This is a genomic window from Aridibaculum aurantiacum (assembly GCF_017355875.1).
Taxonomy (GTDB): Bacteria; Bacteroidota; Bacteroidia; order Chitinophagales; family Chitinophagaceae; genus Segetibacter; species Segetibacter aurantiacus.
The window spans coordinates 88,828-108,547 of record NZ_JAFEWC010000001.1; the positions used below are offsets into that span (position 1 = coordinate 88,828).

Below are 19,720 nucleotides of genomic sequence, written 5' to 3' on the forward strand. Positions count from 1 at the left end.
GGCAAAAACATTTAAATAACCAACATGATTAAGAACTATCTGAAGATCGCATTGCGGAACTTGTGGAGGAACAAAGCATTTTCTTTCATCAACATTGCCGGACTGGCAGTGGGAATGGCTGCATGCTTTCTCATCTTCATGTACGTCACCTTTGAGAAGAGCTATGATACTTTTCACTCTAAGTCGTCAAGGATATACCGCGTTCTTACTGACGTGATCACGCCAAGTGAAACAATACATGCAGGCATAACAGCATGGCCATTTGCACCAAATATTAAAACAGATTTCCCTGAAGTAGAAGCGTTCGTCCGCGTTAATGCCACCAGCATGTTGATCAAGAAAGACAATCGCAAGTTCCAGGAAGATCGTGTGCTGTATGCGGACTCTTCTTTCTTCAGGGTATTCGATTTTAAACTAGTAAAAGGCAACGCAGAGACTGCACTGAAAGAGCAACTATCGCTGGTGTTATCTGAAACCACTGCAAAGAAATATTTTGGAAATGCAGATCCCATCGGGCAAACGGTGGTGGTAACCGGCAGCGAGTTCAATGCTATTGTTACCGGTGTGATGGAAGATCTTCCTGAGAACTCGCACCTGAAGGCGGATGTGCTGGTGTCGATGGCTACGCTGACAGAAAAATTTTCACCGGGGCTGGATGAGCAATGGAGCAACTTCGACGCTGTTTCCTACTTGCTACTCAAACCCGGCACAGACCCAGGACAACTGGAGAAGAAGTTTCCTGCTTTCCTTGAGCAACGCGCAGGCAAGCTGATGAAAGAAAACCAGATGTTCTACACGCTGTTCCTCGAGCCACTGAAAGATGTTTACATGAACGCAGAACGTGACGATGCCTTCGAGAACGGCAACAGGAACAATGTGCTCATCTTCTCCATCATTGCAGTATTCATCCTTTTCATCGCCTGCATCAACTTCGTAAACCTTACTACTGCCCGCTCTGCAGAACGTGCAAAAGAAGTAGGCATAAGAAAGGTAGTTGGTGCTGAGAAGAACCAGCTGGTAAACCAGTTCCTTGGTGAGTCGCTGGTGATGTCGCTGCTGGCATTTGTTATAGCAATCGGTATTGCTGCACTTCTCCTTCCTCTGTTCAACGAGCTTGCGGGGAAGACAGTGAGCACCGGTATCTTCTCGAATATAAACCACGTGCTGTTGTTGCTGGCTGCCTCAATAGCTATTGGTTTGTTGGCTGGTGTTTATCCTGCATTGGTGCTGTCTGCATTCAAGCCGATTATCGTTCTTAAAGGAAAATTCACTACCGGCACAAGAGGCATCATGTTAAGAAAAGGACTGGTGGTTGCTCAGTTCTCCATCTCCATCGCTCTAATCATTGGAACCATAGTAGTGTATCATCAAATGAAGTACATGCGCAACCAGGATCTTGGCTTTAGCAAAGACCAGGTGATCGTGCTGGATACGCATGGTAATGCCAACAAGTTTGCCTTAAAAGAGGAGCTACAAAAGTTACCGCAGGTTACATCTGCAGCGCTATCTTCCAGTATACCGGGTGGTAGTAATTCAAAAGCATATTCTGAAATAGAAAATGCTAAAGGCGAAATGCAGATAGCGAATGTCGACCTGTACTTTGTCGACTTCGAATACATCGAGCAGTTCAAAATGAAGACTATCGCAGGACGCACCTTCTCCCGTGACTTCGGTACTGATACCACACAAGCTATGGTGATCAACGAAGCTGCAGTAAAATTCTTTGGTTATACATCCGCCAAGGATGCTGTTGGTAAACGCTTCAGCCAGTGGGGCAGGGAAGGTACCATCATTGGTGTAGTTAAGAACTTTCATTACCGCTCTTTGCAGGAGAACATTGCGCCGCTATCTATGCGCATTGAGCCAAGCCGCAGCGATTTGCTTTCAATAAAAGTGTCATCGGCACAGCTGCCTGCTACAATTGCTGCTTTAGAAAACACATGGAAGACGATCATGCCGCACAGGCCATTCAGCTATTATTTCCTAGATGAATTTTTTGACCGCCAGTATAGAGGTGAAGAAAGATTTGGTACCCTGTTCCTGTACTTCGCAGTGCTGGCCATCTTCATCTCTTGCCTCGGCTTATTAGGACTTGCCGCTTACAGCACCATTCAGAGAACAAAAGAAATAGGAATAAGAAAAGTGATGGGCGCAAGCATCCCAAACATTGTGCACCTGCTGTCGAAAGAGTTCCTGCTGTTGGTTGCAATTGCATTTTTAGTAGCGGCACCCATCGCATGGTACTTCATGTACCAGTGGTTAGAAGGCTTTGCTTACCGCACTACCATCAGCTGGTGGATCTTCTTATCAGCAGGCGTTATTGCATTCCTTATTGCATCAGTCACCACCAGCTTCCATGCCATTAAAGCAAGTGTCTCGAATCCAATTAAGAGTTTAAGAACAGAGTAAGGTATGAGGTGCGAGGTGAGAGGATGTTGAATTTTGAAAGGTAGTGGCTAAGAATAAGAGACCTATCAATTAAAAAGCTAAAAAATATAACCATGAAATTCATTCTTTGTAGCCTCTTCCTTCTGTCGATGTGCTGCATTACAAAAGCACAGTCTACTACTGACAAGCAAGCTATAGAACGTGCAGTGCTCAATTATGTAGAAGGTGTTTACACTGCAGATACAAGTATGATAGAAGCCAGCGTGGCTAAACATTTAGCGAAGCGCGGTTACTACACCCGCAACGATACCGTGCGTGATGCGACCATGAGCTACGATCAACTTGTGCGACTAACAAAGCGATGGAGCAGCAACCAGAAAGACATCGACAAGATGCCAAAGCAGGTAGTAGTGTTTGATGTGCTTGACAAGATCGCATCAGTCAAACTCGTTGCACACTGGGGCATCGACTACTTCCACCTGTACAAAGACAATGGCAAGTGGACGATCATAAATGTGCTTTGGCAAGAGCACCCGAAGAAGTGATTGGTGGCTAGTGGGTGGTGAATGGTGAGTAGTGAATGGTGAATTGTCAATTGTGAATGGTGAGTTGTGAGTAGCCTATGACTTCTAGATTGACAACTAATATTCCAACCTCATGCAATTCCCAAAGCATATATAATCAAGAACTGAAAATTTAAACCTTGAACGCTCAATCCTCAATCCTCATACCCCATACCCGAAACCTCAAACTTCAAACAAATGATCCAACTCCAACACATATCCAAATGGTTCAACCAGGGCGGCAGACCCAACTTCATTTTAAAAGACATCAACCTCAGCATAGGCGAAGGAGAATTCGTGTCTATTATGGGACCGTCAGGTTCAGGTAAGTCTACGTTGCTGCACATCATCGGCATGATCGATCAGCCCAATGAAGGCAGCTACAACTTCATGGGGCAGGATGTATTCAAGCTAAAGGAGAAACAGCGTACGCAACTGCACAAGTCGCACATAGGCTTCGTGTTCCAGGCTTACCACCTCATTGATGAACTTACTGTTTACGAAAACATAGAGACGCCGCTGCTCTACCAGGACGTGAAGGGAACGGAGCGTAAAGCGATGGTTGCCGACATGCTCGACAAGTTCAACATCGTTGGCAAGAAGGACCTGTTTCCTTCGCAGCTATCGGGCGGGCAGCAACAGCTGGTTGGTATAGCACGTGCACTCATTGCTAAGCCCAAACTGCTGCTTGCAGATGAGCCCACAGGCAACCTCAATTCAAAACAAGGCGAAGAGATCATGGAGCTGTTCACACAGATTAATAAAGAAGGTGTGACCATCATTCAAGTAACGCATTCTGAGAAGAACGCAGAATATGGATCACGCATCATCAACCTGCTGGATGGACGAATAGAAAAAACCGCGGTACCAGTTTAATAGTAGAACATGAAGAAAAAGATCATGAAGTTGTGGACGTTGTTAACGGCACTCTGCTTGCTGCAACTCGTGCAGGCACAAACACCAGGAAAGCTCACGCTAAAACAATGCGTAGAAACAGCACTTGCCAATAACCAGCAGGTACAGCAGGCAACACTTACAGCCGACGCTGCACAAGTGAACCTGAGACAAGCAAAGCAAAACGCCTTTCCTGACCTGTTTGCGAACCTCGGGCATGGCATCAACCAAGGCCGTAGTATCGATCCGTTCACCAATGCATTCGTCAACCGGTCGCTGCTGTTTGGCAACTACAGCGTGAGCTCGCAGGTGCTGCTGTACAATGGCTCGCAAAACAGGAACCTTATCAGGCAGAACAACCTGCTGTACGAGGCGAACAAACTGGAAGCGCAGCAAACAAAGGACAACATCATGCTCAACGTCATACTCGCTTACCTGCAGGTGCTCAACAACGAGGACCTGCTGCAGCAATCACGCAACCAACTGGAGGTAACACGTAAGCAGGTAGAAAGACTGGAGACATTAGATAAAGCAGGCGCCGTGCCACCTCACCAGCTGTATGACCTGAAGGGGCAGCTGGCAAACGATGAACTGGCGATCATCAATAACCAGAACGCGCTGAACGAAGCAAACCTCACACTCGCCCAATTGATGAATGTTCCTTACGACATCAACCTGCAGGTAGAACGGTTAAGTGCAGATGCATCGCAAACTTCTACTTTATCACCAGCAGCTGATATCTACCAGCAGGCACTGCAACAACTGCCACTGGTAAAAGCTGCCAACATGCGCAAGCAAAGCGCTGAGAAAGCCAGGGCGGTAGCGCGTGGAGGATTCTATCCTACCGTTTCCCTCTTCGGAAGTATAAACACAAACTACTCAAACGCTGCACAGCGCGATGTGTTTCTGAATACTGTAGAAGTACCATCAAACAATTTTGTGGTGGTGAATGGAAACAAGGTGCCGGTGATCACGCAGCGCAACAACTTCGAAACGCAGAAGATCACATATGTGAACCAGCTAAGCAACAACTTCAATACAGCGTTCTTCTTGAATATTCGCGTCCCGATACTTAATGGCTTCCGTGCACGTAACCGAATAGCTTTAGCCAACATCGACATACGAACAGCCGAAGTAAACCAGCAGGCTGCCATAAATCAACTTAACCAGCAGGTGGCACAGGGGCACTACCAGTTAAGCGCGTCCAGCAATCGCCTCCGCACAGTTGAAAGGCAGGTAGCTGATTTTTCCGAATCATTTAGAACGGCAGAGGTTCGTTTCAATGCAGGAGTGATAACACAAGTGGAATACCTGGTAGCAAAGAACAACGTGGACCAGGCGCGCATTAATCTTATTCTTGCGAAGTACGATTACCTGTTCAGGACAAAGATCCTTGACTACTACCAAGGCAAGCTGGTGCTGTAAGTTGAAAGGTTGAATAGTTGTTAGAGCTGCATCTGCGGTTAGTCTTATCAACCAACATCCAATACTTCGTATCCAATTGGCTTGTAGGAAAAGTTGTTTGATAAGCCGGCTGAGCATGATGTCATTCCTACAATAAGATCCATCTTCGTTTCCAGGATCACGTAGTCACCTGGTTTGCTAAGTGGTGGAAGAACCGACACCTTACCTGTTGTTCCATCTACCGGCACATTCATGAAAACATTGAAGCAGGTAGGAATATGATCAGGTTCAATTCCATATTCTTTTAGTGCATCGCGTAGGTTGCCAAAGCATCCTTTATGTGGTTCTGTATGGCCGTAGGTAATGCGAAACATTTCGGCACTGCAGGGGGTAAGTAAGAAGTCGTGCCTGCCCACGGTGTCTTCAACCATTTCAAACATTACATTGCTGCGGTTGGAGTAAAACAAGTTCCCTTTGGTGAGGTAGATGGTCTCGGCATAGTCGATGGTGCGACCACTGGATAAATATTCTGCTTTATCATGCAGGTTGTAACAGATAAAGTCCGAAACCTGTTCGCCTTCTATATCTACAATCTTTATCCGCTGCCCTTTGCGAACTGTGAATGCTGCGCCACTACGCGGCGGTATTACCTGTAGATTGATCATGTTTTATTTTTAGCGGACATTGCCATTGTGAATCATATTTCCTGCCACTGTACTGGTAAACCTCAGATGATTCGCCATAATCATCCAGCATGGGATTAACAGATCCTGATATGGCCACATCTTTTTTACGCACTGCTTTTTGCAGGTATTGATATTTATCCGTTGCACGTAATTGTTCAAACTGTTTGTGCGGGTTAAATACCAAAGTCGGGTATTTGAATTGCCGGGCAACCCTGTTGCTACCAGGGTGCAAGCCTATAATAAAGAACGCTTCCTCTTTTAAGCTAAAACTGAAATCTGGTGATTGTGGATCCATAGCAACTCTTTTGTCATAGCCATATTTATTGGCATCAAGGTCTGATAAAGATTGCAATCTTTCCCAAAGCAATTGGTCAAATGTTTCTTCAGATAATATAGTGGGCTGTTGAAAGATGATTGCTGCACTGTGATATAGTTCACCTGACTTACGGTAAGTATCAATGAACGAATAAATGAATTGCAGGATCTCGAAATCATCTTTTGGGCATGCCATGTGACCGGCTACCATACAGTGAATTTGCTGATGTGCCAGGGCTGCCTTCGCCGCTACACAAGGGAATGCTTTATTTTCCAGGTAATGCTTATAATCTGCAATAATGGATGGTTTGTCTTCAACCTCTGCAAATGCTTCTTTTGTCCTTTCCATGAGAATAAGGAGGAAAAGACTATGCCTTTGATCATTGGGATCAATGTTTAACGATCAAAATTATTTTGCTTCTCCTTGTATAACCAGTTTGGAAAATATTCACCAACTAGGGGCTGTAGAGGCCCTAATGAAAGCAAGTAATCAAAGGATGATCAATATCAGAGTAGCAATACATCTAACATTCTGTGCTACCTGGCTTCAAGTTTTTTTTGAACCACTAAGGCACCAAGAGCACGAAGAAGCACAAAGTATTCATGAACAATCATAAGAACCAGCACCATCTGCGTTCTAAATCAAGAATGAATGGATACAAAAAGAAAGGAGCACCAAGTACTCATAAACTATCATAACTACCAGCGCCATCTGCGTTCCTGACCTTGCAACTAATCAACCTATCGACTGGTTCACCTCTCATCCTTCCAAACAACCTTTACAAATTCTGCTTCTGCAGCAAAGTTCGGGCACTTGCCGTCGCCTTTGCCGGTAAAGCCGCCAGAGGGGGCGCAGATGTAGTTGCAATCTTCATCGACTACTGTACTGAAGAAATCGCAGCAGGGGGCGGAGAGAAGGAATACGCGTTTGCCGTGGTAGGTATATTCTTCAACAGTGGCTGGTGGGTTCCACTGTGGTTGCGCTTTAATGCTGTCGATCTTTTGTTGCAGGCACGGAGGTATAGCGGCAATGGCAGGTTCTTTTACGGTTTTCGCTGTTGCGCAACTCGTGATGCAGGCGAGCAATATGTATATGAGGTTGTTCATCTTTATTAATTAGAATGCTGATTATTGTTTTTGAACGCTGATTATTAAGATTTTTATGATGCACGCGAATCTTTGTTTCTTAATGAAATTTTACCAGGGTTCTTCCTAACAACTGAAAATTTTCATCAAAAAATCATCACCATCATAAAAATCTGCGTTCCTCACCTAGTAAAATCTGCGTTCTTAAAAACCGACTCAGCCTTTCATTCCCTCCAGCTCTTTCTGCATCTTGAGCATTTCATCGCGGAGGCGTGCAGCTTCCATGAAGTCAAGGTCTTTGGCGGCTTTTTCCATTTGCTTGCGTACCTGTGTGATTCGCTTTTCCATTTGTGGGATAGTTGTGTATTCACTATCGGCTTCGGCGGCACGTGTTATCAATGTTCCGTCGTCGTCTATAGCATATTGGTTCACTGGCTCACCCTTTATGTCCAGTACCGAGGTCTGCTTCATGATCTGCTCTATCGACTTCTTAATGGTCATTGGTGTGATGCCATGTTGCAGGTTGTAAGCGATCTGTTTTTCGCGGCGCCGCGTGGTCTCATCAATTGTGCGCTGCATACTTTCAGTGATGGTATCGGCATAGAAGATCACCAGTCCATCCACGTTGCGGGCTGCACGTCCTGCTGTCTGCGTCAGGCTCTTTTCATTACGCAGGAAACCTTCTTTATCTGCATCCAGTATCGCCACCAGCGACACCTCCGGAAGGTCCAAACCTTCACGCAGCAGGTTCACACCCACCAGTACATCTATCTCACCCAGTCGTAGCTGGCGCAATATCTCCACCCGCTCCAGTGTATCTACTTCGCTGTGTATGTACTTGCTCTTTATGTTGATGCGTCCCAGGTATTTATCCATTTCCTCCGCCATCCGCTTGGTAAGCGTGGTTACCAACACGCGGTCACCTTTGGTAACGCGTTTGTCAATTTCATCCAGCAGGTCGTCAATCTGGTTCACGCTAGGGCGTATCTCTATCGGCGGATCCAACAGCCCGGTTGGACGAACCACCTGTTCTACCACTACGCCACCTGTTTTCTCCAGCTCGTAATCACCGGGAGTGGCACTTACGAATACCACCTGGTTCACCATGCTCTCAAACTCGTGGAAGTTCAGTGGGCGGTTGTCAAGTGCACTTGGCAGGCGAAAACCATAATCAACGAGCACCAGTTTACGGCTGCGGTCACCACCGTACATACCAGCTATCTGCGGCACGGTCTGGTGGCTCTCGTCTATCACACAAAGAAAGTCGTCAGGGAAATAGTCAAGCAGGCAGAAAGGGCGGGTGCCGGGTTTGCGCCTGTCAAAGAAACGGGAGTAGTTCTCTACGCCGTTGCAATAGCCCAATTCCCTGATCATTTCAATGTCGTAATTCACCCTTTCGCTCAGTCGCTGAGCTTCTATAAACTTGCCGGTGTTTTTAAAATATTCCACCTGCGCCGCCATCTCATCCTGTATCTCGAAGAGCACCTGGTGCATCATGTCCTTGGGCGCCAGGTAAAGATTAGCAGGGAAAATAGCAGCATGATCTAGTTTGCTTAAACGTTTACCGGATGGCAGATCAAGTGTTTCTATCTCTTCTATCTCGTCTCCAAAGAAGGTGATGCGGTAGCCAAAATCCACGTAAGGCAGGTTGATGTCAACAGTATCTCCTTTCACTCTAAAAGACCCGCGACCAAACTCTCCTTGGCTGCGGCTGTAGAGACTGTTTACCAGCGAGTGCAGGAAACCTTGCCTGGATATAGTTTGTCCCTGCTGGATTCGAACAATACCGTTGGCGAATTCTGTAGGGTTTCCCATACCATATATACAGCTCACTGAAGCAACGACAATAATATCGCGGCGGCCGCTTAGCAACTGCGAGGTTGCCTGCAGGCGTAGCTTGTCCAGCTCTTCGTTGATGCTCAGGTCTTTCTCAATATAAGTATCACTTACCGGCATGTATGCTTCCGGCTGGTAGTAATCGTAGTAGCTAACAAAATATCCCACAGCATTTTCTGGGAAAAACTGCTTGAACTCACCATACAGCTGCGCCACCAGTGTTTTGTTGTGGGTAAGCACCAGTGTTGGCCGCTGAACATTCTGGATAACATTGGCTATGGTAAAAGTCTTACCGCTACCAGTCACCCCAAGAAGCGTCTGGTACTGCTCGCCCTGCAGGATGCCTTCGGTAAGTTGTTGAATGGCCGAAGGCTGATCGCCTGCAGGCTGGTAAGGAGAGACTAAAGAAAATGGCATACTGCAAATTACGCAATGTGCAGGTGGTGGAGATGATGAAAATGTGAAAACGCTGGAGCAGCGGGCTCTGAATATTTTATTATGTCACTTTTTGCTTCGCCAAAAAGTAAACAACCTGCCTGCCGGTAGGCAGGAAAGGCGACCGGGAATGATGTTCGGCCCATTCCAGGAGTCTTACTATTGAGCTTTTGTACAAAGTGGTGAAGGACAGCGGGGCTTTGATGCCTTAAAATAGTTATCAGGCCGTTTCAATTCTATGTTACTTTTTGCTTCGCCAAAAAGTGACCAAAAAGGCGACCGGGAATGATGTACAGCCCATTCCCGGAGTCTTACTGTTGAGCTTTTGTACAAAGTGATGAAGAGCAGCGGGGCCTTGATGCCTTGACTGGTTTGCAAGTGCATTAGTAGCAATTTCTCCACCAGTTATTGCAGAAGGACATCAGCCGGTTCGGTGGCGAGCGCAGCGAGACATTCAATCATTGCGCAGCTTTGATTGAAAGAAGCGGGTGGAGTCCTGGCGCAATAACGAGCGCCATGCGGCCCGAGCAAAAGAAACTCTGAATTAGTGTTGCAATATCAAACGACTGCAGGTTAATGCTAGATCAGCTGTGATTATTTTTTACTTCTGAATTAACCGAAGCAATAGCAATTCCTTTCTTTATGTCACTTTTTGCTCCGCCAAAAAGTGACCAAAAAGGCGACCGGGAATGATGTACAGCCCATTCCCGGAGTCTTCCTATTGGGCTTTTGTACTACTGTAATGAAGAGCAGCGGAGCTTTGATGCCTTAACAGTTTTGCAAGCATATTAGTACTGATTTTACCACCAGTTATTGCAGAAGGACATCAGCCGGTTCGGTGGCGAGCGCAGCGAGACATTCAATCCTTGCGCAGCTTTGATTGCAACAACGGTTAGATTGATTTCTAATCATTCTCTTATATGTCACTTTTTTTGCGTGCCCAAAAAAAGTAACCAAAAAAAGGGCACCGGGAATGATGTACAGCCCATTCCCGGAGATCCGCGATTAGGCTTTTGTACAAAGTGGTGAAGAGCAGAGGGGCGCTGATGCCTTGACTGGTTTGCAAATTCTTCAACTCTCAAAATGAAGTTCCAAAAACTACTATGCATGAAAAACAAATGTTGAGGTCACAGTAGTACAATTGCTTAATCAAGGAACAGGGAAAGGAACGGGGTGTAATCGTTCCTTTCTTGAACTTTCTTTGTTTCAAGACAAAGAAAGTGACAGATGTAGGAAAATGGTTCATCCCTCAATCATCCATTCTTTTAGTTAATTACTTGTTATGTTACTTTTTGCTTCGCCAAAAAGTAACCAAAAAGGCGACCGGGAATGATGTACAGCCCATTCCCGGAGTCTTTCTATTGGACTTTTGTACAAAGTGATAAAGAGCTTCGGGGCCTTGATGCCTTGACTGGTAGCAAGCTCATTAGTACTGATTTTACCACCAGTTATTGCAGAAGGACATCAGCCGGTTCGGTGGCGAGCGCAGTGAGACATTCAATCATTGCGCAGCTTTGATTGAAAGAAGCGGGTGGAGTCCTGGCGCAATAACGAGCGCCATGCGGCCTGAGCAAAAGAAATTCACAACTTACTGCTGCCAGTATTTAAAATTGCTTGCTTGTTTTATGCTGTGCTTTTGTTGATCCCCTGACCAATTGGATAGCAGTTCGGAGCCAATGCCTTAAGTGAACAGCAAGCCACTTCAATTCTATGTTCTTTTTTGCTTGTCCAAAAAAGAACCAAAAAAGACAGCCGCGCATGATTACCGCCATGCGCGGCGGGTCCGCGATGTAGCAGTGGTACTACTGTGATTAAAAGCAGTGGGGCCTTGATAAGTTCCTTAGTCGGCTAAAACTCTCAATCGCTTGTTGGTATAATTGATGCGTACTTGGCCGGCAGCGCTGCTAATTTTTATTTTTGACTTTTATTTTGACTTATCTAAACATCGGCGGATGCGTCTCTTCCCACTCGGTAGCGTCCTGCAGTGCTTTGGCTACGGCAAGTAGCGTAGCATCCTGGTGAGTGCCAGCAAGAAGCGTGATGCTGGTCGGCATGTTTTGCCTATTAAATCCTGTAGGCAGACAGATAGCTGGATGACCGGTAAGATTGGTAATGGCTGATTGGTTACCGCTGCCAAAGCCGGGTGTAATGATGACATCGTAGTTACTGAAGAACTTATGCATGGTTTGCATAAGCAGCGTACGGTGACGGTTTGCATTGATGTATTCAACCGCAGGAACAAACCTCGAGCCCCGGAAGAAGTTTGGCCAGTCATTACGAGTTTGGCGCGTCATCATATCATCCAGTGCTGATCGTGTAAATTCATCAAACGCAGCAGCACTTTCTGCACTAATGATAAGGCTCATCATATTGAAGTGATACACGCCGCTGTCGGGAAAGTTAACCGGCTGTACGTTGGCTCCCATTTTTCTAAAAGCCTGCACCACCTTCCATTCGTTGGCCGCAGTATCTACTCTCCTGAAATAGTTGGCGGCATATCCAATCCGCAGTTTTTTTACATCAGCTTTGCCGGCATAATTAAAAGGCATGTCCACCGCGCTGGCATCAAGACCATCTGTTCCTTTCATGTAGTAGAAAACAATGGCTGCGTCTTCTGCCGACCTGCAGATGGGGCCGATCTTATCCAAACTCCAACTTAATGCCATTGCACCACTGCGGCTGATAGATCCGAAAGTTGGCCTGAAGCCGGTAGCGCCGCAAAGGGTAGAAGGGGTGATTATTGAACCCCATGTTTCCGTACCAATGGCAAAAGGTACAAGACCAGCAGCTGTAGCACTCGCCGATCCTGCCGATGATCCGCTGGAGCCTCTCTCCAGGTTCCAGGGATTGCGTGTGCGGCCACCGTACCAATAATCACCCATAGCCAGTGCGCCAAGGGTGAATTTCGCCACCAGCACAGCACCTGCTTCTTTTAGCTGGGTGTAAGCATAAGCATCCTCTTCTATCACCTGTTCCTTATATGGTTCAGCGCCCCAGGTGGTCTTGGTGCCCTTTACGGCAAAAAGATCTTTTAAACCATAAGGTATACCGTGCAGTGGTCCGCGGTACTTTCCTGCGGCTATTTCTTTATCGGCCTGTCTTGCCTGCTGCATGGCTAGGTCTTCGGTAAAAGAGATCACACATTCTAGTGTGTCGCTGTATTTCTTTAGCCGGTCGATGTAAAAGCGGGTCAGTTCTACAGAGCTGATCTTTTTGTTTTTTACCAGCGATGCCAGTTGCAAGATGTTGTAAAACGCCAGCTCGTTACGGTTCTTTGGCAACGATACATTGGCAGGTATATTCCACTTCACCGGCAGTTGCTTTTTATTCAAATTCATTTCCGGCAGTATGGCAGAATGCGCGAAGGCAGGTGAAACATGATTTGGCAGCGATTGTTTGCGCATGTTTTCCATATCTGCGCGATGACCTTTAACGGAGGGATATAAAGAATCTATTTCCGCAGGTGTCAATTCTAATCCTATCAGTCGTGTGGCAGCATTTATGTCAGCACGAGAAATGGTATCCTGTGCAAAGGATGATAATATAAATGAGCAGCAAATGATCAGCTGTAGTATTTTCTTGTTCATGCGTGTAAGTTATTTCAATAGTAAAAGCGGCTAGTGCAGTTTCTTTAAAAATGTTTGGCTAAACTTATAAAAAGGGAGTGACTTTGCATGAACTGGTGGTGTGGTGAATTGAGTATGGGGAGGACAGGGTGTGTTAAGTGGACCTGGTTAAAGCATTCATTGTCACATTGTGCGCTACTGTTTCTATGGCACTATGTGTTGGAAATAAAACCTTTTACTCATTCTTCTCCTGCACCTAAATATAGACCTACAGCGCCGTTGCCTTATTTTTACCGCTCACCTGTTTACAAGCGCATGATACTACTGCTAGGTTCTGCTTTACTGTTTTGGCTGGTCGTTTCAGTTATTGGAAATGTTGTTTGCAAAAACATTTTGCAGTACACGCCGGGCTTGTTCATGCAGTTTGTTGCCGGCTTTGTTGCTGTTACTACCGTTTGTAATCTGTTGTCATTTGTTATTCCGGTTGATCAATATGTAGCCCTTGGGCTGGTGGGGGTGTCGGTTCTTTTTTATAAAAGTGCATTTTCTGTTTTTGATCAATGGCGGCAGGCAACCCATAGCATGAACCGGTTGTACCTGCTTCTCTCGGTAGCTTTTGCGGCTGTATTGTTTAGCAACCTGCTTCTTCCGCCGCAGCACGTAGATAGTCAGGGCTATCATTTCCATACAGCGTTGTGGATAGAGAAATATAAGATCATCCCGGGGCTGGTCAACCTGCACGGCAGGTATGGATTCAATTCTTCTTTTTTTACCCCTACGGCTGCTTTCTCTTTTACCGCTTGGGCAGGACAATCTTTGTATGTAGTGAATTTTGTTTTTATAGCGATGTTTTATGGCTGGCTGATCAGCAAGGGCAATCGTGCATTCGGTAGCTGGCACCAGCTTGTTTACTTGGTTGCTGCATTGTACCTCTTCAGGGCATTGCTGGTGGGAACGAATTCACCCACGCCCGATGCCATTGCTTCTATCATTGTTGTGTGGGTTTTTATCGTGGTGGCTGAATATGCAGTAGGCCTGGTGCAGCTTTCTAAACAAGAAGCGGTGTTGCTGATCATTGCCGCTGCATTTTCGCTTACAGTCAAGCTGAATACTGCACCGCTTATTTTGCCTGCAGTTTATCTTTTCGTAAAACAAGGTTTGTATAAGAATGCGAAGCAAATCTCTGGTTTGGCCATTGCTGTAGCTGCTGTAGTGGTGCCCTGGTTGATGCGCAACTTTATTATCTCAGGTTACTTTGCCTACCCGGTTGCTTTCACCGGGTTTCTGCAGCCCGATTGGCAGGTGCCGGAAGAAATGCTGCGTTTTGATAAGCTGCTTATCAATAATGGCCCGAAGCTTATTTCCGAGGATTGGGAAGCGGTGGACAAACTTCCTTTCTGGGAATGGATGCCGCAGTGGGTGATGGCACATTATACACCTGGGTCATTGGTAAGTCTTGCAGGAGTATTTGTTTCAGTGGCAGTTGGTATTGCAGGAATAATAATCATGGCGAGGCAGCGGAAGCAAGCATCTTTACTGGTTGCCCTCATGGTTTTTAGCGGGCTAATGTTCTGGTTGTTCAATTCGCCTGATTACCGGTTTGGCTTTCCTTACATGATCAGTGTGATAGCAGTGAGCCTGCTGCCTTTCCTGTATAATAAGCAGATCTCAAAGTCTCATAAAAAGCTAATGGCTGTTGTGGTTGTGAGCATCTGTTTGTTCTACACAGGCAAAACGGTTTATATGCTGTCGGCTTATGATTTTTCTTCTTACGTGGTGAAGCCGCTAAAGCAGGAAGACTACTTCAGGCGCAATGATATTTCAACATTTAAGACTTTGATATTGGGCGATGGTGTTGTGCTGTACCTGGATGATGTGGACCATAATTGTATCAATGCGCCACTGCCGTGCTACCCGCGCCACTTTCCGGGCCTTTCCCCTACACAAGTAAGATTGCGAGGCAAAACCATAGAGGAAGGTTTTAGAACGGAGAAGAAGTGAACAGTTTATGGTTCTTGTTCCTGGTTCTTTGTTTGTGGTTTGTGGTTTGTTGTTTGTGTGGTTTCTTGTTCCTGGTTTCTTGTTTTAAGCTTCTAGATTAAGCATCAAGAATTTAACATGCAGCATCCAGTATCCAACCTCCGCATCCATCCAGCATCTATCATCAAGCATCTGCTAAGGCCTAAAAACTATCGTCTAAAGCCTCCCTATTCCCTCGCCACTTGTACCATCATTGGCACTATGGCGCGGTATATCACTTCATGGATCTTGCCTCTTACATCCATTTGCTGAAGTTTGTTTGGCTCGCTGTTGGGCATCACCCTATTGGAGAGGAAAACGTAAACAAGATTTTCTATTGGATCGGCCCATACGCTGGTGCCTGTAAAGCCGGTATGACCAAAAGTAGCATGTGATGCACTAGCCGTAGGATAAGGTTTGCTTCGTGAAGCATTGTTCTTTTCCGGTTTGTCAAAACCCAAACCTCTTCGGCTTATGTCGCTATTGTAGCTGGTAAATAATTCAACTGTTTCAGGTTCAAAGAAGCGGATGCCGTTGATCTCGCCGCCATTCAATAGCATCTGGTACAAAACCGCCAGTTCATACGCATTGCCAAATAATCCGGCATGGCCAGCTACTCCGCCAAGCATGGCTGCCCCGGGATCGTGAACATAGCCATGTACCAATTGCTTCCTGAAGTGCGGTTCATTTTCTGTAGGAGCTATTTGAGTAGTATCTATTTTATCAAGTGGATTAAAAGTAAGTGTAGACAATCCCAATGGCCGGTAGAACATATCCGTTACATATTGATCAAGTGGCACACCAGCAACGGCTTCTACTATTTTACCCAGTAAAATAAAATCAAGGTCACTATAAACGTAGTTGTTTTCCCTGCCGCCCCTGCTGGTGATGATCCGTTGATATATTGTATCCACCCAATCAGAACGCATATAAAGATTGTCAGCAACTTTCACAGTATAACCTTCAATAGGATCAGGCTGGTAGATGGTAGGCAGTGGAGTACCTGAAGCATCCAGTGTTTCGCGGAAAAAAGGTATCCACGATGCAAGGCCACCCTGGTGCAGCAGCATATTGCGCAGGCTTATTCCTTCTTTACCAGAACCAGCCATCCAGGTAAGATGTTCACCTACTGTTTCGTGCAATTGCAGTAAACCTTGTTCGTACAGCTTCATCACAGCTAGCGTAGTAGCTGCCGTTTTAGTGATGGAAGCAAGATCATACACCATGTTAACGGTAACAGGTCTTGTGCTGTCGTAGGTGGTATAGCCATAAGCTTTTTGAAAAGCAACACTTCCATTTTTTGCCACCAGTACTACACAGCCAGGTGTAGCTTTTTTAACAATAGCGTCATTGGCTATTGAATCAATATAAGAAAGCGACGCACTTTGTAGCCCAACTGCTTCAGGGGCGGTTACTGGAAAAAAAAAATGACTGGTCATTCCAGTTCCGTATTGAAGTTGGTCACTCACTGTGACGGGAAGTGTGCCCTTTGGTATCACCTTCCCGGTGAGCACATCAAATGCGGCTTGCTGTGTTATCTCGTCATCTTCGTAACAAGCCAGAAGGTTGTCAGCGCCAGGTGCAATTTCCTTCATAGCGTAAGGATTTCCAAACACCAGTGTGACAGTAGGCATTTGCGCCTGCACGGTTTTCACCAGGTTTACACAAGGTGCACTAAGACCATAATTATTAGCAGGACGCCTGCTATAGTTGTGCATACCAATGATCACAACATCGTATTTCTCTTTAAGTAAAGTAGTCAGCATGTTGATGCTACCCGCATCGCGCTTATAGGTAAAATTGAAAACATCCGCCTTCAGCTCAGCCTTTAGCTGGCGTCCAAGATGATTGGTTTGATCAACACCTACAGCCAGGTAAGCCACTTTTTTATTCTTAAGCGGGAAAAGAGAGTTGGTGCTGTCTTGCTTAAGTGAAGTGATAGCGGCTGAAGCAATCTTCCTGTTAAGTGCCAGGGTCCCTTTATTGAGATCTGCCACTATATTAGTAGTATCTACATGCTTATGTTGGTTGAGGCCGAGATTATATTTTGCCAGCAGTACCTTTTTTACACGCGCATCCAGGTCCGTCCAAGTAAGTTTTCCTTTCTTGATGGCTTTCAATGTCTTCTCAATGCTTCCTGGTACATCGCCGGGCAGACAAAGCATATCATTTCCTGCCAGGAGCGAACGCACAGATGCCTCTCCTTCAGGAAAGAACTTGGTAATGCCTTTCATATCCAGTGCATCGGTAAAAACAATTCCTTTATAGCCTAACTCATTTCGTAAAATACCGGTGATGTTCTTGTAGCTAAGTGATGTAGCCTGGTTGGCTGTTTTGTCAATAGATGGAATGTACAAATGGGCCACCATCACGCTGCCTACACCAGCATTTAGTATCTGGCGAAAAGGATAAAGCTCAAGTGAATCCAGTTGTTCGCGTGTCTTATTTATTACCGGCAGATCGTAGTGCGAATCCACCTCTACATCACCATGACCAGGGAAATGTTTGGCGCAAGCCATTACGCCCACATCCTGCATTCCCTTCATATATTGAATGCCATAATTGGCTACTTTGTATTTGTCTTCGCCGAAGCTGCGGTCATTGATTACCGGGTTCTTTGGGTTGTTGTTTACATCTACTACAGGTGCAAAATTTACATGAATACCCAGCCGCTTGCACTGTTCGCCTACCACACGACCATATTGATACACCAGCTGCGGATCGTTTACTGCACCCAGCATTAGCTGCCTTGGCAGATTGATGACACTGTCCAGGCGCATGCCTACGCCCCATTCGCCATCAATGGTTATCATAAGAGGCGTTTTAGCAATAGACTGGTAGAAGTTGGTAAGATTAGCTTGCCGGATGGGTCCGCCCTGGAAGAAGCAAAGACCACCAATATTATACTTGTTGATGAGATCAGTAACTTCTGCTATGTGTTTAGGACCAAGGTTGCTATGCGCCCTGATGATCATCAGCTGCGCGATCTTTTGCTCTTTGGTAAGTGATCGAAAAACACTGTCAACCCATTCGTTGGCAGCTAAAGAACTTTTGTATTGTGCGGAGGAAACAAAGGCTAATAAAGTAAACACAAACCCGGTCAAAACTTTCTTCATAGTCATAGATAATGCGGTACAAGGTAAAGTAAATCCATTTTGTACCATTGGTGTGCCAGCAGAAAAGAGTGCTAATGTTTTGCGGTGCTAAAGCTCTTTGATCCAGATGCGGATATCGTGCGGGGCTACTTCATCGCCACCAAAAAAAGGGTATAGCTTGTAACCCTGGGCAGTAGGTGTGGTGCTGGCACGAGGCCAGGAGGAAGAATTACCATTCAGCGTGAAGATATATTGACCACTTGCCACCCTGATAGAGCAGTGGTGTTCTTTGCCTATTTCGATTCGGCCAATATCGTTATCGCTTCTAACGCCATTGTTATATATATAAGAAAAAAGATGTAGCTCATTGTCTTTCCAGCGCCAGCCAAACCGCGCACTGAAGTTGGAGTGATGCCCGTTGTTGTCGGCAAAACCATACAGCTTGTTCACATCCCATTGGTTGGATGTATCTGCTGTTTGATAGATGGCACTGCTATCAAACCTTACAATGAACTTCATTTCTGTGTATTCTACTTGGGTAAAAGGATTGGTGGTGGCGTACTGCTGACCTGCAGGTATTAGATATTCTACAAATTCCGGCAATGCCTTTATTTCTTCCAAGGGTTCAATACTTTTCTGGCAGGCAAACAAGCCTGTACATAAAATAAAAATGCAGATGGTTTTGTACGGAATCATTAAAGGCTGGAAGTTGAGCTCCAGCCTTTTAAAAATATTCATTTTAGAAATGCATTACGCTATTTCTTTTATCCAGATGGAGATGGTGTGCGGTGCTGTTTCATCGCCGCCAAAATAAGGGTACAACTTGTAGCCCGAACCTTTTGGCGTTGTACTGTTTCGAGGCATTGTCTGCACTTTATCGCCCATGGTAAAAATGTATTCTTTGCTCGTAACCCTGATACTGCAATTCACCTCTGCACCAATGGCTACCGTTCCCATTTCGTGTATGCTCAGTGCTCCATTATTATATACATAAGCAAACAAACGAAGCGCATTGTTGCTCCAGCGCCAGCCAAAGCGTGCACTAAACTGGTGGTGCGAGCCATTGTTGTCACTAAAGCCAAAAAGCTTATTTACATCTTTTTGATTAAGAGAAGATACGGTGGTGTAAATGGCGGAGCTATCAAATTTCACCACGAACTTTTGCTCATCGTAGTGCACCTGGGCATAACCATTTTTATCAGAATTATGCTGCCCCGAAGCAATGGTATACTTTACAAATTCATTAAGATTGCTTGTAGCTTTTGCGCCAATAGATTCTATTTGTTTTGCGCACGAAGAAAAAAGAACAACTGCCACAGTACATAGGGCCACTATTTTTTTCATAGTAATATTTGGATTTGGGGTTAAACTTGTTGACTTTCGCACCCTGCTTGTCAAAGTAAGTGCCAGTGCAGGTTTCACCAGATTAAATG

13 protein-coding genes are annotated in these 19,720 nt (G+C 45.6%); 5 read left to right on the plus strand and 8 right to left on the minus strand.

Annotated features, from left to right (window positions below; all coding sequences use genetic code 11):
- The first annotated feature begins 24 nt into the window (after window positions 1–24).
- The 4 genes from J4N22_RS00340 to J4N22_RS00355 all read left to right on the plus strand — a co-directional run bounded on the left by J4N22_RS00340 (window position 25) and on the right by J4N22_RS00355 (window position 5,270).
- Window positions 25–2,409, plus strand: coding sequence for an ABC transporter permease (locus tag J4N22_RS00340; RefSeq protein ID WP_207491516.1), 2,385 nt, complete (start codon window positions 25–27; stop codon window positions 2,407–2,409).
- A 92-nt stretch (window positions 2,410–2,501) separates the two neighbouring features.
- Entirely contained in the window at window positions 2,502–2,933 is a 432-nt protein-coding gene (locus tag J4N22_RS00345) for a nuclear transport factor 2 family protein (RefSeq protein WP_207491518.1), read from the plus strand.
- A 216-nt stretch (window positions 2,934–3,149) separates the two neighbouring features.
- Entirely contained in the window at window positions 3,150–3,827 is a 678-nt protein-coding gene (locus J4N22_RS00350) for an ABC transporter ATP-binding protein (RefSeq protein WP_207491520.1), read from the plus strand.
- Between the two features lie 9 nt (window positions 3,828–3,836).
- Window positions 3,837–5,270: a TolC family protein gene (locus tag J4N22_RS00355; RefSeq protein WP_207491522.1), complete on the plus strand. Its 1,434-nt coding sequence runs from the start codon at window positions 3,837–3,839 to the stop codon at window positions 5,268–5,270.
- A gap of 47 nt (window positions 5,271–5,317) precedes the next feature.
- Here the strand turns inward: J4N22_RS00355 and J4N22_RS00360 are convergent, their stop codons facing one another.
- The 5 genes from J4N22_RS00360 to J4N22_RS00380 all read right to left on the minus strand — a co-directional run bounded on the left by J4N22_RS00360 (window position 5,318) and on the right by J4N22_RS00380 (window position 13,194).
- Window positions 5,318–5,914 (minus strand): DUF1989 domain-containing protein, encoded by a 597-nt coding sequence (locus J4N22_RS00360; protein ID WP_207491524.1) that lies wholly within the window; start codon window positions 5,912–5,914, stop codon window positions 5,318–5,320.
- Window positions 5,883–6,599, minus strand: a complete 717-nt coding sequence (gene gntA, locus J4N22_RS00365; protein WP_207491526.1) for a guanitoxin biosynthesis heme-dependent pre-guanitoxin N-hydroxylase GntA — start codon at window positions 6,597–6,599, stop codon at window positions 5,883–5,885. The genes J4N22_RS00360 and gntA overlap by 32 nt, the downstream gene beginning before the upstream one ends.
- Before the next feature lie 404 nt (window positions 6,600–7,003).
- Entirely contained in the window at window positions 7,004–7,357 is a 354-nt protein-coding gene (locus tag J4N22_RS00370) for a DUF6970 domain-containing protein (protein ID WP_242692006.1), read from the minus strand.
- A 195-nt stretch (window positions 7,358–7,552) separates the two neighbouring features.
- Window positions 7,553–9,589, minus strand: a complete 2,037-nt coding sequence (uvrB, locus tag J4N22_RS00375; protein WP_207491528.1) for an excinuclease ABC subunit UvrB — start codon at window positions 9,587–9,589, stop codon at window positions 7,553–7,555.
- A 1,952-nt stretch (window positions 9,590–11,541) separates the two neighbouring features.
- Window positions 11,542–13,194 (minus strand): amidase, encoded by a 1,653-nt coding sequence (locus J4N22_RS00380; RefSeq protein ID WP_207491530.1) that lies wholly within the window; start codon window positions 13,192–13,194, stop codon window positions 11,542–11,544.
- A gap of 294 nt (window positions 13,195–13,488) precedes the next feature.
- Between J4N22_RS00380 and J4N22_RS00385 the strand changes: the two genes are divergently transcribed.
- A complete protein-coding gene (locus J4N22_RS00385; protein ID WP_207491532.1) occupies window positions 13,489–15,174 on the plus strand; it encodes an LIC_10190 family membrane protein in 1,686 nt (561 codons plus the stop codon).
- A gap of 206 nt (window positions 15,175–15,380) precedes the next feature.
- Here J4N22_RS00385 and J4N22_RS00390 read toward each other — a convergent pair whose 3' ends face one another.
- From J4N22_RS00390 to J4N22_RS00400, 3 genes are all read right to left on the minus strand, one after another.
- A complete protein-coding gene (locus tag J4N22_RS00390; RefSeq protein WP_242692007.1) occupies window positions 15,381–18,308 on the minus strand; it encodes a serine hydrolase domain-containing protein in 2,928 nt (975 codons plus the stop codon).
- An 87-nt stretch (window positions 18,309–18,395) separates the two neighbouring features.
- Window positions 18,396–18,983: a hypothetical protein gene (locus J4N22_RS00395; RefSeq protein WP_207491536.1), complete on the minus strand. Its 588-nt coding sequence runs from the start codon at window positions 18,981–18,983 to the stop codon at window positions 18,396–18,398.
- Window positions 18,984–19,037: 54 nt separating this feature from the next.
- Window positions 19,038–19,631, minus strand: coding sequence for a hypothetical protein (locus J4N22_RS00400; protein ID WP_207491538.1), 594 nt, complete (start codon window positions 19,629–19,631; stop codon window positions 19,038–19,040).
- Window positions 19,632–19,720 lie beyond the last annotated feature (89 nt).

Coding starts and splice junctions, on each gene's coding strand:
- gntA (WP_207491526.1), bottom strand. CDS start 6,599: ATGGAAAGGACAAAAGAAGCATTTGCAGAGGTTGAAGACAAACCATCC.
- J4N22_RS00395 (WP_207491536.1), bottom strand. CDS start 18,983: ATGATTCCGTACAAAACCATCTGCATTTTTATTTTATGTACAGGCTTG.
- J4N22_RS00340 (WP_207491516.1), top strand. CDS start 25: ATGATTAAGAACTATCTGAAGATCGCATTGCGGAACTTGTGGAGGAAC.
- J4N22_RS00370 (WP_242692006.1), bottom strand. CDS start 7,357: ATGAACAACCTCATATACATATTGCTCGCCTGCATCACGAGTTGCGCA.
- J4N22_RS00345 (WP_207491518.1), top strand. CDS start 2,502: ATGAAATTCATTCTTTGTAGCCTCTTCCTTCTGTCGATGTGCTGCATT.
- J4N22_RS00390 (WP_242692007.1), bottom strand. CDS start 18,308: ATGAAGAAAGTTTTGACCGGGTTTGTGTTTACTTTATTAGCCTTTGTT.
- J4N22_RS00360 (WP_207491524.1), bottom strand. CDS start 5,914: ATGATCAATCTACAGGTAATACCGCCGCGTAGTGGCGCAGCATTCACA.
- J4N22_RS00385 (WP_207491532.1), top strand. CDS start 13,489: ATGATACTACTGCTAGGTTCTGCTTTACTGTTTTGGCTGGTCGTTTCA.
- J4N22_RS00380 (WP_207491530.1), bottom strand. CDS start 13,194: ATGAACAAGAAAATACTACAGCTGATCATTTGCTGCTCATTTATATTA.
- J4N22_RS00355 (WP_207491522.1), top strand. CDS start 3,837: ATGAAGAAAAAGATCATGAAGTTGTGGACGTTGTTAACGGCACTCTGC.
- uvrB (WP_207491528.1), bottom strand. CDS start 9,589: ATGCCATTTTCTTTAGTCTCTCCTTACCAGCCTGCAGGCGATCAGCCT.
- J4N22_RS00350 (WP_207491520.1), top strand. CDS start 3,150: ATGATCCAACTCCAACACATATCCAAATGGTTCAACCAGGGCGGCAGA.
- J4N22_RS00400 (WP_207491538.1), bottom strand. CDS start 19,631: ATGAAAAAAATAGTGGCCCTATGTACTGTGGCAGTTGTTCTTTTTTCT.